The following is a 15,288-nucleotide window of genomic DNA, read 5'->3' on the forward strand; positions in this document are numbered from 1 at the left end:
CGCCGCCGGGTGGTGGCCGGGGACGAGCCTACCGGTGCAGGTGGGGCGTGTGCAGTCGATGTGACGGAAGGTGTCCGCGCCACCACCCAAAATGACTGCTGAACGGTCATTTCGTCAGTTAAGGGATCACCACTCGATCGAACCGCAGGCGTCCGGGGCGGCGCCGGGCTCGATCTGGAGCGTGGCGTGCTCGATGCGGAAGTCCTCCCGCAGGGCGCTGCGCGCCGCGGTGAGCACCGCGCCGACCTCCCCGCCGGGCGCCATGATCAGGTGTGCGGAGGCCACCTCCATGCCCGAGGTGAGCGTCCAGACGTGCAGGTCGTGCACCTCGACGACGCCGGGCACCGCGGCCAGTCGGTCGTGCACGGCGGTGACCTGGAGGTGTTCCGGGGCGGCCTGCACCAGGATGCGGACGGCGGCGCGACCCAGCCGCCAGGTGCGCGGCAGGATGAACACGCCGATGGCGACCGCTACCAACGGGTCGGCCCACCACCACTCGGTGACCGCGATGAGCAGCGCCGCGCCGATCACGCCGAGCGAGCCGAGCAGATCGCCGAGCACCTCCAGGTAGGCGCCCTGGAGGTTGATGCTCTCCCGGGCGCCGGCGCGCAGCAGCGCGAACGCGACCACGTTGGCGAGCAGGCCGAGGACGGCCACCGCGAGCATCGGGCCGGTCAGCACCTCGTGGGGGTCGCCGAACCGCCCGATCGCCTCGATCAGCACGTAGACCGCCACGCCGGAGAGCAGGACGGCGTTGGCCAGGGCGGCGAGCACCTCGAGGCGGTAGAGCCCGAAGGTGCGCTGCGGGTCGCCGGTGGCCCGCCGGGTGGCGGTGATCGCGGCGAGCGCCATCCCGATGCCCAGCACGTCGGTGAACATGTGCCCGGCGTCGGAGAGCAGGGCGAGCGAGCCAGTGTGGAAGGCGGTCACGCCCTCGACCACCATCAGGGTGGCGAGCAGCCCGAACGCGGCCCAGAGTCGGCCCCGGTGCTGGTGGGCGGCGTTGGCGACCGACCCGTGGTGGTGGTCATGACCTGCTCCCACGAGATCCACCCTCCTTCGCCACCCGGGACCCGGTCAAATGTATGCTCACATCGCTATGTATGCAACTGTACGGAAGGGTCCACCCGCCGACCCCGCAACCCGCAGGTCAGCCGGTCGGGTCGATGGTGGTGAGCCGCTGAGTGGCCCGCGAGAGCGCCACGTAGAGCGTGCGTACGCCGGAGCCCGGATCGGCCCGGATCTCGCTCGGGGCGACCAGCACCACAGCGTCGTACTCCATGCCCTTCGCCTCCAGGCTGGTCACCACCTGCAGCCGCGCCGCGCCGAGTGAGCCGAGCCAACCGGCGACCTCGTCGCGACGGGTGACCGGCGTGATCACCCCGACCGTGCCGTCCACCTCGGCCAGCAGGCCGGAGGCCGCCTCCACGACCGCGGTCTCCAAGCCGGCCGGCGGCACCACCAGCTCGACCGGGTCGACCCCGGTGGAGCGGACGGCGGTCGGCAGCGACAGGTCCGGGTAGAGCCGGCGGATCTCCGCCGCCGCCACCGCGAAGATCTCCGCCGAGTTGCGGTAGTTGGTGGTGAGCGTGAAATCGTGCCGCTTGCGCCGGCCCAGCGCCTGGTCCCGGGCGCGGGTCAGCTCCTCGGGATCACCCGTCCACGCGGTCTGCGCCGGGTCGCCCACGACGGTCCAGGAGGCCAGACGGCCCCGCCGCCCGACCATCCGCCACTGCATCGGCGAGACGTCCTGCGCCTCGTCCACCACCACGTGCGCGTACTCCCGGTAGTCCTCGGGACGCTCCCGGGCCGCCGCGCGGGCGGCCCGCTGCCGGTCGCTGGCGGTGCTCAGCTCGCGTACGCCCCCAGCGAGCTGGAACGGATCGCGCCGGGCTCGCGCCGGCTGCATGGGCTTGCCGAGCAGCGCGTCCAACTCGTCCAGCAGCGCCACGTCCGCGATGGTCAGACCCGCGGTCTCCAGGCTCTGGTACGCGGTGGTGAGCAGCCTGATCTCCGCGCCGGAGAGGATCCCGCCGGCGTACCGACGCAGCCGGTCCGGGCGAGCCAGCCAGCCGAGCACGTGCCGGGGGTGCAGGCGCGGCCACCACGCCTTGAGGAACTCCCGGAACTCCGGCCGCTCGGCGATCTCGCCCTCGAAGGCCCGCTGCTCCGGCAGCCGGGTGATGCCCACCGCGCGGGCCTGCGCCCAGAGCGCGGCGAACACACCGTCGAAGCCGGCCCGGCGTGCCTCGTTGCGCCGGGCGCCACGGTGCAGCGCGCGGTCCCGGATCCGGTCCAGCTCGGCCCGGTCCAGCCGCAGCAGCGTGCCCCGGTAGAGCAGCCGCAGCTCACCCGGGCCGCCCGGCACCGCGTCGCGGGCGGCGCGCTCCAGCACCCGGCGCATCCGCAGTGAGCCCTTCACCGCCGCCACCTCGGGCGGGTCGGTGCGGGTGGCGGTCATCCCGGGAAAGAGGGTGCCCAGCGAGTGCAGGGTGGCCGTGTCCTCGCCGAGCGAGGGCAGCACCGAGGCGATGTACTCGACGAAGACTGTGGACGGCCCGACCACCAGGATTCCCCCGCCGGCGTACCGGCTGCGGTCGGAGTAGAGCAGGAAGGCCGCCCGGTGCAGGGCGACAGCCGTCTTGCCGGTGCCCGGGCCGCCCGCGACGATCGTCACCCCGGAGCCGGGCGACCGGATCGCCTCGTCCTGCTCCCGCTGGATAGTCGCCACGATGTCGCGCATGCCCCGACCGGTGGCCCGGGACAGGGTGGCCAGCAACGCGCCGTCGCCGACCACTGTCATCCCCTCCGGCGCGGCGGTGGGGTCCAGCAGGTCGTCCTCGATCCGGGTCACCCGCTCGGCGCGGGACCCGATCGTGCGGCGACGCACCACGCCCAGCGGCTGCGCGGGGGTGGCCTGGTAGAACGCGGAGGCGGCCGGCGCGCGCCAGTCGACGACAAGCGTCGTGGCGTCCTCGTCGCGGATGCCGAGCCGCCCGACGTGCAGCACCTGCCCCTCGCGCAGGTCCAGGCGGCCGAAGACCAGCCCCTCGTGCTCGGCGTCGAGGGTGTGCCGCCGCTGCGCGGCGTGAAAGACCATCGCGTCGCGCTCGACCAGCGCGCCGAACGTGCCGACCCGCGCCATCCGGTAGCCGTCGCGTTCGGCCCGAACCGCGGACTGGCGCAGCTCGGCCAGTCGGGCGTACACCCGGTCGAGGTGCCGTTGCTCGACGGCGATCTCCTGCTCCAGGGCGGTCTGGTCGGTCAACGCACGCTCCTTCGATGTCGCCGGCAAGCGGCGCGAACCGCGCGGGCCAACCGCAGAAGGGTACGGCCCCGAGCCCGGCGCTTCGCGCCCGAGGTGCGCGAACGTGCTCAGCGACGCGTCCCGGTCGCGCTCGCGTCGAGCCCGTCGCGCGCCGGTGCGGCGAGCACCCGACGCAGTACGCCGGTCAGCGCGGCGTTCACCTCGTCCGGGCGTTCCATCATCAGCATGTGTCCGGCGCCCGGACAGACGGTCAGCTCGGTGGCCGGCAGTGCGGCGGCGATCGATTCGGCGCACGGCGGTGGGGTCAGCCGGTCCCGGTCGCCGACCAGGGCGGCGGCCGGCAGGTGGGCCAGCGCGGTGAGGGTGTCCAGCCGGTGCTGGGCGCCGATCGAGGCGCGGAAGCCGCCGATCGAGCGCAGCGAGGCGCGGGCCACCGCTGAGGTCACCAGCCGGATGTCGGAGGGATCGCAGCGGTCGCCGAAGAGCATCCACCGGATGCTCGGTTGCAGCGCGTTCAGCAGCGCCCGGGGCGCGCGCCACGAGCCGCACCGGGCCAGGACACCGGCGCCCGTCGTCTCGGCGAGCCGGATCAGCCGGGCGATGCGCGGCGAGAGCCCGTAGACGGTGTGCGTGTGCCCCTCGGCGGTGGTGGAGACGAAGACCAGGCCGGCCGTACGGGCGGCGAAATGGTCGGGGTGGCGGTGCGCGTACTCCATGATCGTCATTCCGCCCATCGAGTGCCCGACCAGGATCACCTGACCGCTGGGCGCGACCGCGTCGAGAACGGCCGCCAGATCGTCGCCGAGCTGGGCCAGGGTGGCGGTGGGCAGCGCCATGCAGCTGGACCGGCCGTGGCCGCGCGCGTCGTAGGCGACCACCCGCACCGCGTCGCCGGACGAGGTGGTGAGCGCGTCCACCTGCCGGTGCCAGCTGCGCCCGTCCAGCGTCCAGCCGTGCAGCAGGACGGCAGTGACCGGGGCGTCCGCGGGCCCCGTGACCTCCACGTGCAGCCGTACGCCGTCGGGCATACCGACCTCGAACCGCTCCGGCATCGCCACCTCCCCGGGCCGCCCCGGCATCACCAGCACCGGATTACCCGGCGGTAACACCGGCTACCCGCCGGAACACCCCGCCAATCGCGCCCGGCGAACATTCCCGACCCCGCCCGTGGCCGCGGCCCGCGGGCCAAGCTGAACGGCATGGAGGTGGCGGGACAGGGGCGGCAGGCCGGCGGTACGCCCCGCGCCGCGCTGGCCGAGCTGCTCGCCGGCAACCGGCGGTTCATCAGCGGCCAACCCGTGCACGGCCACGACGTCACCGCCGCGGCGGCCGCCTCCGGGGACCAGCAGCCGTACGCGGTGGTGCTCGGCTGCATCGACTCGCGGGTGCCGCTGGAGGCGATCTTCGACCAGACCTTCGGCGCGATCTGCGTGATCCGTACCGGTGGGCACGTGCTCGACCGTGCGGTGCGCGGCTCCATCGAGTACGTGGTGGGTCAGCTCGGCGTGCCGTTGGTGCTGGTGCTCGGGCACGAGCGGTGCGGGGCGGTGGGAGCGACGGTGGACGCGCTGCGCTCGGGGGAGCGGCCCGGCGGTTCGCTCGCCCACCTGGTCGACGAGATCGCTCCGGCGGTCACCGAGGTCGGGCTCGATGATCCGGCGGTGCATCCCCTGGCGATCCGCCGGCACGTGCGGCGTACGGTCCACGCGTTGCGCGCGGACGACCTGCTGGTCGGCCCGGTCGCGGCCGGTCGCGTGGCGGTGGTGGGTGGCCTCTACGACCTGCGCACCGGCGAGGTCGCCCTGCTCGACCCCACCTGAGTGCCGAACGCGAAACCGCCCGCCGGGAACTCCCGGCGGGCGGTTTGCTGGTGCTGTGGTGGGGGAGGGCTCAGCCCTCGAAGACGCCGGCCGCGACCAGGCGCTTCTCGGTGGCCTCCCAGCCGTCGTTCGGGTGAACGGCAGCCAGGTTGTTGATCTCCGCCCGGATCTTGGCGGCGTGGCCGGCGGCGGCCAGCACCCGGATCTCCTCGACGAAGGCGTCGGAGTCGGTGCGCAGGTGCGCGGTCTTGCCGTTGGTCAGGTTGCGCACGTAGGCGTGCTTGCCGCCGTTGAGCGGGATGAGGTACTTGAACTCGCCCAGCACGCTGAGGGCGCCACCCTGGCCAGCCTGGCCGGCCCGGACGGACGCGCGCGCGGTCTTAGAGGTGTTGCTCGCCACGGAGGTACTCCTTGCAAGACGTACGGGAGGACTGGAACGTCCGGGGGCTGTGTGCGGGCCACCACCGGGGTCGACCCACGAAGTTGTGCGCGGCACAAGCCGCCGATGGAACTGTACAGGACCACGACATCAGGCTGGTCGTCGCGGTGTCCTGAGAGGCAACGGAGACCACCCGTCCGGCTATTCCGGCCGGCGAATTTTCCGATTCTCTGGCGCACCATCCGTCACACGGGTAATCATGTGTTGCACGAGCCACTCTGGTGGACGAGGTCGTAGGGGAAGACGCACCTCGCTCTCCGGGAGGTCACCGTGCCAACGCGTGGCGTCGTATACGTCCACTCGACCCCGCTCGCCGTGTGCTCGCACGTCGAGTGGGCGATCGCGCGCGTCCTAGCCGCGCCGGTCAACCTGCAGTGGACGGCTCAGCCCGTCGACCCCGGCGCACGCCGGGCCGAGTGCGGGTGGACCGGCCGTCCGGGGACGGGCGCCGAGCTGGCTGCTGCCCTCCGGCAGTGGCCCATGATCCGTTTCGAGGTCACCGAGGAGCCGAGTCCCGGCGCCGACGGTGAGCGCTTCATGTACGTGCCCGCCCGTGGCCTCTTCCGGGCCACTGTCGGGGCGGCCGGCGACATCCAACTCGGCGAGGACCGGCTGCGGGCGCTGATGGCCTCCGCGCGGGCCCCGGAGGCGCTGTCGCACGCCCTCGACAAGGCGCTCGGCACCGCCTGGGACGCTGACCTGGAGCCCTACCGGTACGCCGGGGACGGGGCGCCGGTGACGTTGCTCACCCGGGTGGGCTGACCGCCGGCACCGTCCGCTGGCCAGCCGCTCCCTGGCGCTGCGACCGGTAAGGTCAAGTTGCCCCGATAAGGGGGAAGCTGGTGGGATGGGCGGGTGCCGATTCGCCCGCGACACGCCGGTGTCGCCGTCGCCGCCCTGACCGCCCTGCTCGTCTCCGGCTGCTCCGGCGCCCCGGACCGGCCCGATCCGACGCCCGGTCCGACCGGCGCCTCGGCGGCCCCGAGCGCTCCCGCCGCGACCCCGTCCGACGACCCGGCCGCGCGGGCCGCCGCCCTCGTCGCGACGCTCTCCGACGAGGACCTGGTCGGGCAGGTGCTGATGCCGTACGCGTACGGCGACTCCGCCACGAAGGTCTCGACCGGCTCCGCCGCCGGTAACCAGGCCCTCGCCGGTGTCGACACCCCCGCCGACATGATCGCCAAGTACCGGCTCGGTGGGCTGATCCTGGTCGGCTTCAGCGCCGACGACCCGACCAAGGGCAACCAGGAGACCACCAACGTCGACAACCCCAAGCAGGTCCACGAGCTGACCACCGGGCTGCGGGGCGCCGCCGGACGGCTGGCCGCCGGCCCGGCGCCCTTCCTGATCGGCACCGACCAGGAGTACGGCGTCGTCACCCGGGTCACCGACGGGGTCACCATCCTGCCCAGCGCGCTCGCCGCCGGCGCGGCCGGCGACCCGAAGCTGACCGAGGCCGCCTGGCGGGCCGCCGGCGCCGAACTCGCCGCGCTGGGCATCAACATCGACTTCGCCCCGGTGGCCGACGTGCTGGCCACCCGCAGCACGGTGATCGGCTCCCGGTCGTACGGGGCCGACCCCAAGCAGGCCGCCGCCCAGGTCGGCGGCGCGGTCCGGGGCCTGCAGGCCAGCGGCGTCGCGGCCACCCTGAAGCACTTCCCGGGGCACGGCCACAGCGCTGACGACTCGCACAAGGACCTGCCGGTGCTCACCCAGTCCGCGGCGGCGTTGCAGAGCGGCGCGTGGCCACCGTTCACCGCCGGGTTCGAGGCCGGCGCGATGGCCGTGATGTCCGGCCACCTGGACGCGCAGGCCATCGACCCGGGCACCCCGGCGACCTTCTCCCACAAGCTGCTCACCGACGTGCTGCGAGGCCAGCTCGGCTTCCAGGGCGTGGTGATCACCGACGGGATGAACATGCCGCCGGCGAAGCGGTGGGCACCCGGCGAGGCCGCCGTCCGGGCGCTGAACGCCGGCAACGACCTGATCCTCATGACCCCGAACGTCGGTCAGGCGTACGACGGGCTGCTCGCCGCCCTGCGCGGAGGCTCGCTGCCCCGCGCCCGGCTGGTCGACGCGGTCACCCGGGTGCTGACCATGAAGTTCCGACTGGCGACGGCCCCCACCGAGCCGATGTCCACGCTGAACACCCCGGCGCACCGGGCGGCGGCGGACGCGCTGGCCGCCGGTGCGGTCACCGTGCTGCGGGGCGCCTGCGGCAAAGCGGTGCACGGGCCCGTGACCGTCACCTCCTCCAATGGCCGCGACGGCACCCGGGCGGCGCTCACCACCGCGTTGACCAAGGCCGGTGTGACCGTGAAGCCGAGCGGCGGGACCGTGGTGCATCTCGTCGGCTACGGCGACGGCGACAGTGACCTGCGCGCCGACGCGGCGGTCACCGTCGCCATGGACACCCCGTACGTGCTGGCCAAGGCCACCTCGCCGACGCTGCTGGCGACGTACTCCTCCAGCCGGGCGTCGATGACCGCCCTGGCCGCCGTGCTGGCCGGTAAGGCCCGCCCGGGTGGTCGGTCCCCGGTGGCGGTGCCCGGCCTGCCTGCCACCACCTGCGGCGCGTGATTCCCCCGGGCCCGCGGGCCGGAAATCGCGTCGCCGGAGAGGGCGTCGACCTGGCAGCCTCGTCGCATGGCAACTCCACAGGGCTTCCGGTACGACAGGCGTGCTGACGGCACGGTGGTGATCACGCATCACGGCCGGGTGGCGGGCAAACTGCGCGGCACCCGGGCGGCGGAGTTCCTCGCCGAGGTCGACGACGACCCGCAGCTGGTGATGGCCCGCTGGACCGGCAACTACCGCCACGGCAACGAACGCACCGCCAGGCAGCATCCCCGCAACCGGGGCTGAACGTGCCGAAGGGCCCCCTCGCGAGGGGGCCCTTCGGTGAAACCGCAGCTCGGCCGCTGTGTCACGGCCGCTGTCTTACGGCCGTGCGAAGACGAGCGCCACGTTGTGGCCGCCGAAGCCGAACGCGTTGTTCAGCGCGGCGGGGATCTCCATGTGGCGTGCCTTGTGCGCGGCGACCTCCAGGCTGAGGCCCGGCTCCGGGTCGTCGAGGTTGATCGTCGGAGGGACGACGCCGTCGCGGATGGCCAGGATCGTGGCGATCGACTCCAGCGCACCGGCCGCACCGAGCAGGTGACCGGTCATCGACTTCGTCGCGGCCAGCACCGGGTGGTCGCCGAGCGCCTTGTGCAGCGCGCCGATCTCCAGCATGTCGCCGACCGGGGTCGACGTGGCGTGCGCGTTGACGTGCACGATGTCCTGCTTGGCGATGTCCGCGTCCGCGATCGCCCGGGCGATGGCCCGGATGGCGCCCTCACCCTCGGCGTGCGGCTGCACGATGTCGTACGCGTCGGAGGTGATGCCGGCGCCGGCGAGGCGCGCGTACACCCGGGCGCCGCGGGCTGCGGCGTGGTCGGCACGCTCCAGCACCACGATGCCCGCGCCCTCACCGAGGACGAAGCCGTCGCGGCCCCGGTCCCACGGGCGGGAGGCGCGCTCCGGGTCGTCGTTGCGGGTCGACATGGCCCGCATCGAGCTGAAACCGGCGATCGGCAGCGGGTGGATGACCGCCTCGGTGCCGCCGGCCACCACCACGTCGGCCCGGCCGGCGCGGATGATGTCCAGACCGAGCGCGATCGCCTCGGCGCCGGTGGCGCAGGCGCTGGCCACCGTGTGCACGCCGGCCTTGGCGCCCAGCTCCAACCCGACCCAGGCGGCCGGACCGTTCGGCATCAGCATCGGGATCGTGTGCGGGGAGACCCGCCGCGGCCCGGACGCCTCCAGGATGTCGTCCTGGGCGAGCAGGGTGGTGGCACCGCCGATGCCGGAGCCGACGCTGACGGCCAGCCGCTCCCCGTCCAGGCCGGAGTCGGCGAGGCCGGCGTCCGCCCAGGCCTGCTGCGCCGCGATGATCGCGATCGCCTCGGAGCGGTCGAGCCGGCGCAGTCGGACCCGGTCCAGCACCTCGGACGGCTCCACGGCCAGCTGGGCGGCGATCCGGACCGGCAGTTGCGCGGCCCACTCCTGGGTGAGGGCACTCACCCCGGAGCGGCCGGCGAGCATGGCGTCCCAGGTCGACGCGACGTCCCCGCCAAGCGGGGTCGTCGCGCCGAGCCCGGTGACGACGACGTCAGGACGACTCATGATCAGGACTGCGCCTCGATGAAGCTGACGGCGTCCCCGACGGTCTTGAGGTTCTGCACCTCGTTGTCCGGGATCTTGACGCCGAACTTCTCCTCGGCGGCCACGACGACCTCCACCATGGAGAGCGAGTCGACATCGAGGTCGTCGGTGAAGGACTTCCCCTCGGCCACGTCGTCCGGGTTCACCCCGGCAACCTCTTCGAGGATCTCGGCGAGGCCGGTGGTGATCTCGTCACGGGTCATTGCGGTTGGTTCCTCTCATAGGGGGTTCTCCGGCGGCCGACCTCGCCGACCGCCGCTCCTGGAGCGCGTACGCGCCCGAGGGGGTTTCAGGGGCAGCGGACGACCTGACCGGCGTAGGTCAGGCCACCGCCGAAGCCGAACAGCAGCACCGGGGCGCCCGAAGGCACCTCCCGACGCTCGACCAGCTTCGACAGGGCCAGCGGCACGCTCGCCGCCGAGGTGTTGCCGGACTCGACGATGTCCTTCGCGATGATCGCGTCGGGGATGTTGAGCCGCTTGGCGATGCCGTCGATGATCCGCGCGTTGGCCTGGTGCGGCACGAAGGCGGCCAGCTCCGACGGGTCGACCCCGGCCCGTTCGCACGCCTGCAGAGCCAGCGGCGCGATCGCCGTGGTGGCCCAGCGGAACACCGACTGGCCCTCCTGCTGGATGTACGGGCGCCAGCCCTCGATGCGTACCGCCTCGCTCTTCTCCGGCGCGGAGCCCCAGACGACCGGGCCGATGCCGGCCGGCTCGTCGTCGGCCGTGGCGGTGACCACCGCGGCGCCCGCGCCGTCACCGAAGATGATGCAGGTGGAGCGGTCGGTCCAGTCGGTGAAGTCGGACAGCTTCTCGGCGCCGATCACGAGCGCGTTGCGCGACGCCCCGGCCCGGATGGCGTGGTCCACGGTGCCGAGGGCGTACGCGAAGCCCGAGCAGGCGGTGTTGACGTCGAACGCGCCCGGCGCGGCGATGCCCAGCTTCGCGGCGACCCGGCAGGCCACGTTGGGGCTGCGGTCGATCGAGGAGCAGGTGGCGACCACGACCAGGTCGATGTCGGCGGCGGTGAGCCCCGAGTTGGCCAGCGCCTTGCCGGCGGCCGCGGCGGCCATGTCGGCCACCGTCTCGCTGTCGGCGATCCGCCGGGTGACGATGCCGACCCGGTCGCGGATCCACTCGTCGTTGGTGTCCACGAGCTGGGCGATGTCGTCGTTGGTCACCACCCGGGATGGCTGGTAGTGCCCCATCGAGACGATGCGACTGCCGGTCATGAGTGTCCTCCGATGGGGGCGAGCGGTTGGCCCGGCGTGCCGTGGCGGGCGATCAGGTCCCGGGCGGCCGGCAGGTCGTCCGGGGTGTTCAGGGTGACGATCTCCGGGGCGCCCTCGCCCTTGAGCTCCCGCTTGACCAGACCGGCGAGGGTGCCGGCCGGGGGCAGCTCGATCACGCCGGTCACGCCGCGCTCGGCCAGCGTGCGCATGCACAGGTCCCAGCGCACCGGGGCGGTGACCTGGCGGACCAGCCGGCGCACCAGCTCCTGCCCGTCGGTGACGGCGGTGCCGTCGAGGTTCGACAACAGGAGACGGGCCGGATCGGCGGGGGCGATCCCGGCGGCGACCGTGGCCAGCGCGGTCTCGGCCGGGGCCATGTACGGCGTGTGGAACGCGCCGGCGACCTGGAGTCGGATGACGCGGGTCTTCGCCGGCGGGTCGGCGGCGAACTTGTCCAGCCCGTCCAGCGCGCCGGCGGCGACGATCTGGCCGGCGCCGTTGCGGTTGGCCGGGTGTAGCCCGTGCGCGTCGATCGCGGCGAGCACCTCGTCCGGGTCGCCGCCGAGCACGGCCGCCATCCCGGTCGGCTCCAGCGCGCACGCGGCGGCCATCTCCCGGCCCCGGATGCCGGCGAGGGTGACCGCGGCTTCGGCCGAGAGCACCCCGGCCACCGCCGCGGCGCCCAGCTCACCGACGCTGTGGCCGGCGGTGAGCGTCACGGCGTCCAGCGGCAGGTGCTCGGCGGCGAGCAGCGCCGCCGCGACGAGCAGCGGCTGGGTGCGGGCGGTGTCCTTGATTTCCTCGGCGTCGGCGGCGGTGCCGAGATGCACCAGGTCCACCCCGGCCAGCGCCGAGAACCAGCGCAGTCGCGCCTCGGTGCCGGTCAGGTCGAGCCAGGGGGTCAGGAAGCCGGGTTTCTGGGAACCCTGGCCGGGACTAAGTACGGCGAGCACGCCTATGACTCTCCCGGATACGCGTGGGTAGCGCTGTGCCGAGGCCCACCAAACCGCACTAGAACCTTTGGAGGTTTCTCACAAAGATCGGCGGGGATCATCACTGCTTTGGGTGGATTTCCGGGCGGCCGGGGTCAATGTCTGGGTCGGGACCGCCGTGACCACCGGGACCACCGGATCCAGCCGACCGACAGTCAACGCCACCTGGAGGGCGAACGCGTCCCGCGGCGACAGCGGCGAGAAGCCGGTCACCTCGGCGATGCGACGCAACCGGTACCGCACCGTGTTGGGGTGCACGAACAGCGCCCGCGCCGCGCTCTCCAGTGTGCCACCGGCGGCCAGGAAGGCGTCCAGCGTCTCCAGCAACTCGCCACCGGCGCGCACCAGCGTCGCGTACACGTCGTGGCGCAACCGGCGACGCGCCTCCGCGTCGCCGGCGAGGGCCCGCTCCGGCAGCAGGTCCGCGGCCGGCACCGGCCGGGGGGCGGTCGGCCACGCCGGCGCCGCCCGGAAACCGGACAGCGCGGCCCGCGCCGACTCCGTCGCCTCATCCAGACTGGGTACGGCCGGGCCGACCACCACCGGGCCGTCACCGAACGCGTCCAGCAGCTTGCCGGTGGCGCTCAGCGGATCCGCCGCGCCGCCCAGCACGATCACCAACCGGTCGCCGTGCACCCCGCCGATCACCTCGACGCCGATCCGCCGTGCCTGCCGGTACACCACGTGCAGCACGGCGGAGACCTCACCGCCGGGGGACCGGCCGACCGCCACCGCGACCGGCGGCGCGTCCGCCCAGCCCAGCGCGGCGGCCCGGCTCGCCAGGACGTCCGGCGAGTCACCGCGCAGCAGCGCGTCGACCAGCAACGCCTGCAACCGGGCGTCCCACGCGCCGCGTGACTCGGCGGCCCGCGCGTACACCCGGGCGGCGGCGAACGCGATCTCCCGGGAGAAGCGCAGCACCGCCTCGCGCAGCAACTGCTCCTCGCCCTCGGCGGCCAGCTGCGACACCTGCTCCTCGACGACGTCGATGGTCACCTTGATCAGTGCCACGGTCTGCTGGAGGGTGATCGACCGGGCCAGCGCCTGCGGCGCCGCGGCGAACACCTCGTCGGAGACCTCCTGGGTGCTGTCCGCCGTGCCGCCGCCGTCGCGCAGCCACTGCACCAACGACCGGGCGCCCGCCTGGGCCACCAGCATCACCCAGGAGCGCTGGTCGGCGGGCAGGGCGCGGAACCACGGCAGCGTCTCGTCCATCCGGGCCACGCTGGCGGTGGCCAGCGCTCCCGCCGAACGCTCGATCCGGCGCAGCGTGGCCGCCAGCTCCCCACCCTCGGGCGTACTCACCGCCCTAGCCTGACACGTCGTGAGCAGGCCATCCACGCCGGCACCGGTCGGTGCTCCCGGGACGGCCGGTCCCGGCGCAGGGGTCACGGTGGCGCGGGCAGGCCCAGCTCCTGGGCCAGGATCGCCGCCTGCACCCGGCTGCGCAGGTCCAGCTTCGCCAGGATCCGGCTCACGTGGGTCTTGGTGGTGCTCTCCGCCAGCGCCAACCGGTCGGCGATCTGCTGGTTGGACAGGCCCAGGCCGAGGCAGGCCAGCACATCGCGTTCGCGCGGGGTCAGCGTGTCCAGCGCGGACCGGGTGGCCGCCGAGGCACCGGGCGCGGTGGCCGCGAAGGCGGCGATCAGACGACGGGTCACCGAGGGGGCGATGAACCCCTCACCGCGCGCCACGGTGTGCACCGCCGCCACCAGCCCCGCCGCGTCGGTGTCCTTGAGCAGGAACCCGGACGCCCCGGCGCGCAGCGCGCCGAAGACGTACTCGTCCAGGTCGAACGTCGTCAGCACCAGCACGTCGGCGAGCTGGTCGGTGACGATCGCCCTGGTCGCGGCGATCCCGTCGAGGCGCGGCATCCGCACGTCCAGCACCGCCACGTCGGGGCGTACCTCCCGGCACAGCCGGACCGCCTCGTCGCCGTCGGCCGCCTCGCCGACCACCTCGATGCCCGGCGAGCCGCCCAGGATCAGGGCCAGCCCCGCCCGTACCGCCGGCTGATCGTCCGCGAGCACCACCCGTACCGGGGCGGCGTCGCCCGAGCCCGGCGCCGGCGCGGTCACCCGCCCTCCCCGGTGGGCAGCGCGGCCCGGACCTGCCAGCGGCCGTCGTGCGGCCCGGCGGTGAACCGGCCGGCCAGCAGCGCGGCGCGCTCCCGCATCCCGATCAGCCCGGCCCCGGCGCCCGGCAGCGGTGACCCGTCCGGGCGCACCGGGTTCTCCACAGTCAGCACCACCTCCGCCGGCCGGTACGCGATGGTCAGCTCCGCCTCGCCCGTGCCGTGCTTGAGGGCATTGGTCAGCGACTCCTGCACGATCCGGTACGCGGCGAGGTCGACCCCCACCGGCAGCGGACCCGGCGTGCCGTCGGTGTGCACCCGTACCGCGAGGCCCGCCGCACGGATCCGCTCGATCAACCCGTCCGCCTCGGCGAGCCGCGCCGTGACCGCCTCCGGCACCGCGCCGACCACGCCCGCCGTGCTCCGCTCACCCGCCTCCGGCTCGCGCAACAGCTCGATCATCTGCCGCATCTCGGCCAGGCCCTGCACGCTGCTCTCCCGGATCACCCGCAACGCCGACTCCACCTGGCCACGCTCCAGCCCTGGTACGGACAGCACGGCGGTGGCGTGGATGGCCACGGCGCTCAGGTGGTTGGCGACCACGTCGTGCAGTTCCCGGGCCATCCGCGCCCGTTCGGCGCCGACCGCCTGGCGGCGGTCCAACTCGACCAGCCGGGCGGTCTGCTCGGCCCGTGCCCGCTCGGCGGCGGCCTGGTCGCGGTACTGCCGCACGCTGATCCCGGTCAGCACCGGCAGCAGCCCGGCGAGCACCACCGGCACCCCGACGGCCGCCCCGCGCCACTGCCCGAAGCCGAGCACGCCGGCCACCGTCCCGATCGCGCTCAGCGTCGCGGTGATCCCCAGCAGCCACCGCCACAGCCGGGGCGGGCCGTACACGCAGGCGTCGTAGAGCACCTGCGTGTAGATCACGACGGTGCCCAGCGAGTTGCCCAGCGCCGTGTCCACCACGAGCGCCCCGGTCCCCACCGCCAGGCTGGTGCGGGGCGCGACCCGACGCAAACCGACGGCCACGCACACCGCCAGCAGCGGCGCCAGGAACAGCGCGGGCGGCACGTCCGGATGCGGAACGATCTGCGGCTGCATGCCCAGGCCGTACAGCACCAGGCCGCCGACCAGCGACGCGCCGGCCAGCGTGAGGTCCCGGCCGGCCGTGCCGGAGCCGAGCCAGGGTGGCGGTCGCATGCCCCGATCCCACCACAGCCGTCGACCCTCCGACTCCGACCGGGGAAGGAGC

Annotated in this window: 15 protein-coding genes; 4 read left to right on the top strand and 11 right to left on the bottom strand. The window is 73.9% G+C overall.

Annotation, left to right across the window (positions count from 1 at the left end; all coding sequences use genetic code 11):
• Positions 1-126: 126 nt before the first annotated feature.
• From AB0B39_RS20890 to AB0B39_RS20900, 3 genes are all read right to left on the bottom strand, one after another.
• Positions 127-1,044, bottom strand: a complete 918-nt coding sequence (locus tag AB0B39_RS20890; protein ID WP_234589214.1) for a cation diffusion facilitator family transporter — start codon at positions 1,042-1,044, stop codon at positions 127-129.
• Between the two features lie 106 nt (positions 1,045-1,150).
• Positions 1,151-3,268, bottom strand: coding sequence for an AAA family ATPase (locus AB0B39_RS20895; RefSeq protein WP_357496472.1), 2,118 nt, complete (start codon positions 3,266-3,268; stop codon positions 1,151-1,153).
• Between the two features lie 107 nt (positions 3,269-3,375).
• Positions 3,376-4,320 (bottom strand): alpha/beta hydrolase, encoded by a 945-nt coding sequence (locus tag AB0B39_RS20900; RefSeq protein ID WP_357575121.1) that lies wholly within the window; start codon positions 4,318-4,320, stop codon positions 3,376-3,378.
• Between the two features lie 147 nt (positions 4,321-4,467).
• Here AB0B39_RS20900 and AB0B39_RS20905 point away from each other — a divergent pair, with 147 nt between their 5' ends.
• Positions 4,468-5,088, top strand: a complete 621-nt coding sequence (locus AB0B39_RS20905) for a carbonic anhydrase (protein ID WP_357496477.1) — start codon at positions 4,468-4,470, stop codon at positions 5,086-5,088.
• A 70-nt stretch (positions 5,089-5,158) separates the two neighbouring features.
• On the opposite strand, the gene AB0B39_RS20910 is transcribed toward AB0B39_RS20905, so the two are convergent.
• Entirely contained in the window at positions 5,159-5,488 is a 330-nt protein-coding gene (locus AB0B39_RS20910; RefSeq protein WP_007463527.1) for a hypothetical protein, read from the bottom strand.
• Positions 5,489-5,797: 309 nt separating this feature from the next.
• Between AB0B39_RS20910 and AB0B39_RS20915 the strand changes: the two genes are divergently transcribed.
• The 3 genes from AB0B39_RS20915 to AB0B39_RS20925 all read left to right on the top strand — a co-directional run bounded on the left by AB0B39_RS20915 (position 5,798) and on the right by AB0B39_RS20925 (position 8,392).
• Positions 5,798-6,289: a DUF3145 domain-containing protein gene (locus AB0B39_RS20915; RefSeq protein WP_007463525.1), complete on the top strand. Its 492-nt coding sequence runs from the start codon at positions 5,798-5,800 to the stop codon at positions 6,287-6,289.
• A 93-nt stretch (positions 6,290-6,382) separates the two neighbouring features.
• Positions 6,383-8,107, top strand: a complete 1,725-nt coding sequence (locus tag AB0B39_RS20920; RefSeq protein WP_357575122.1) for a glycoside hydrolase family 3 N-terminal domain-containing protein — start codon at positions 6,383-6,385, stop codon at positions 8,105-8,107.
• A 66-nt stretch (positions 8,108-8,173) separates the two neighbouring features.
• Positions 8,174-8,392: a hypothetical protein gene (locus AB0B39_RS20925; protein ID WP_234589209.1), complete on the top strand. Its 219-nt coding sequence runs from the start codon at positions 8,174-8,176 to the stop codon at positions 8,390-8,392.
• 75 nt (positions 8,393-8,467) lie between these two features.
• On the opposite strand, the gene fabF is transcribed toward AB0B39_RS20925, so the two are convergent.
• The 7 genes from fabF to AB0B39_RS20960 form a co-directional block, all read right to left on the bottom strand.
• A complete protein-coding gene (gene fabF, locus AB0B39_RS20930) occupies positions 8,468-9,694 on the bottom strand; it encodes a beta-ketoacyl-ACP synthase II (protein WP_234589208.1) in 1,227 nt (408 codons plus the stop codon).
• Positions 9,695-9,696: 2 nt separating this feature from the next.
• Entirely contained in the window at positions 9,697-9,936 is a 240-nt protein-coding gene (locus AB0B39_RS20935; protein WP_007463517.1) for an acyl carrier protein, read from the bottom strand.
• Between the two features lie 86 nt (positions 9,937-10,022).
• Positions 10,023-10,967, bottom strand: a complete 945-nt coding sequence (locus AB0B39_RS20940; protein ID WP_234589205.1) for a beta-ketoacyl-ACP synthase III — start codon at positions 10,965-10,967, stop codon at positions 10,023-10,025.
• On the bottom strand, positions 10,964-11,920 hold the full coding sequence (locus AB0B39_RS20945) for an ACP S-malonyltransferase (RefSeq protein WP_357496484.1): 957 nt from the start codon (positions 11,918-11,920) through the stop codon (positions 10,964-10,966). The genes AB0B39_RS20940 and AB0B39_RS20945 overlap by 4 nt, the downstream gene beginning before the upstream one ends.
• Before the next feature lie 78 nt (positions 11,921-11,998).
• The gene (locus tag AB0B39_RS20950) at positions 11,999-13,300 is read right to left on the bottom strand and encodes a helix-turn-helix domain-containing protein (protein WP_357496486.1); all 1,302 of its coding nucleotides are present in this window, start codon (positions 13,298-13,300) and stop codon (positions 11,999-12,001) included.
• Between the two features lie 47 nt (positions 13,301-13,347).
• Positions 13,348-14,037 (bottom strand): response regulator transcription factor, encoded by a 690-nt coding sequence (locus tag AB0B39_RS20955; protein WP_357496488.1) that lies wholly within the window; start codon positions 14,035-14,037, stop codon positions 13,348-13,350.
• Positions 14,034-15,236 carry a histidine kinase gene (locus AB0B39_RS20960; protein WP_357575123.1) on the bottom strand — a complete coding sequence of 401 codons (1,203 nt, stop codon included), beginning with the start codon at positions 15,234-15,236 and terminating at the stop codon, positions 14,034-14,036. Before AB0B39_RS20960 ends, AB0B39_RS20955 begins: the two co-directional genes overlap by 4 nt.
• Positions 15,237-15,288 lie beyond the last annotated feature (52 nt).

Source organism: Micromonospora sp. NPDC049114, assembly GCF_040648635.1.
In the GTDB taxonomy this organism is placed as follows: domain Bacteria; phylum Actinomycetota; class Actinomycetes; order Mycobacteriales; family Micromonosporaceae; genus Micromonospora.